This is a genomic window from Micrococcus sp. LASM2_SD2 (genome assembly GCF_057364565.1).
Window position 1 is genome coordinate 1 of record NZ_JBNFOB010000399.1, and the last position, 1,135, is coordinate 1,135.

The following is a 1,135-nucleotide window of genomic DNA, read 5'->3' on the forward strand; positions in this document are numbered from 1 at the left end:
GGCGGGGGCCGTCGCAGAGACCGGGCGTCCGCCGCCCCTGGGGCGTCAGTCCTCGACGGCGGCGAGGCCGGCCGGGTCCAGCACGGCGACCGAGTTGCGGGCGCCCAGCTCGATCAGCCCGTCGTCGGCCAACCCGCGCAGCCTCCGGGAGACGGTCTCCGGGGTGGTGCCGAGAGAGGACGCCAGGTCCTTCTTGGACATCGGCAGCCGCGCCGCACGGCCCACCGGCAGCACGTCCATAAGGTACTCGGCCAGCCGGCGGCGCACCGACTGGGAGGTGATCCCGGTGACCTGGGACTCCACCTCGTCCAGTCGGGTGGCCAGGGTGGTGAGCATGGCCCGGGAGACCTCCGGGTGGGCGGCGAGCAGCTCCTCCATGTGGGCCCGCGGCAGCGAGCACACCACGGAGTCCTCGGCGGCGCGCACCGTGAGGGTGGCCGGCAGGGAGGAGAGCAGCGAGTACTCCCCGGTGAACTCCCCGGGACGCAGCACCCGCAGCAGCTGCTCACGGCCGCCGTCCGTCAGCCGGGTGGCCTTCAGCCGGCCGGCGTGGAGGACCTGCAGGCCGGGACGGTCCCCGGGCCCGTAGACCGTCTCCCCGCGGTCCACGCGCCGGGTGACCACCCGCTCGGCGATCCGGTAGCGGCCCTCCTCTGCGACGTCACGGAACAGCGGGACCCCGGAGACGCACGCGAAGCGGTGCTCCAGGTCGATGAACGGCGCGGGGCGGGGATCGTCAGACATCGCGGCCCATGATGTCAGCCGGCCAGGGCCCGCTCGAACTCGGCGAGGAGCGCGTCGCCGAAGAGGACGAAGCGGACGTCCTGCACCGAGGTGTCCGGGTGCTCCGCGAACCAGCCGCGCACGGCGCGGACGGCGATGTCCGCCACCGCCTCGGCGGGCCAGGCGTAGACGCCGGCGGAGACCGCCGGGAAGGCCACGGACCGTGCCCCGAGCTCGGCGGACACGTCCAGGGAGCGGGTGAAGCAGGAGGCCAGCAGGCCCGGATCGGTCTCACCGCGGGCCGCGTTCGGACCGACGGCGTGCACCACCCAGCGGGCGGGCAGGTCTCCGGCCTCGGTGGCCACGGCCTCGCCGACGGGCAGGCCGTCGGGCCACCGCTCGGCGCGCACGG

Annotated in this window: 2 protein-coding genes; both read right to left on the reverse strand. The window is 75.3% G+C overall.

The features are described 5' to 3' along the window. Positions 1 to 45: 45 nt before the first annotated feature. Positions 46 to 744: a Crp/Fnr family transcriptional regulator gene (locus tag AC2W7A_RS12695; protein ID WP_485991647.1), complete on the reverse strand. Its 699-nt coding sequence runs from the start codon at positions 742 to 744 to the stop codon at positions 46 to 48. A gap of 14 nt (positions 745 to 758) precedes the next feature. Further along, the coding region (locus AC2W7A_RS12700) for a macro domain-containing protein (protein ID WP_485991648.1) at positions 759 to 1,135 on the reverse strand (377 nt) is incomplete at its 5' end.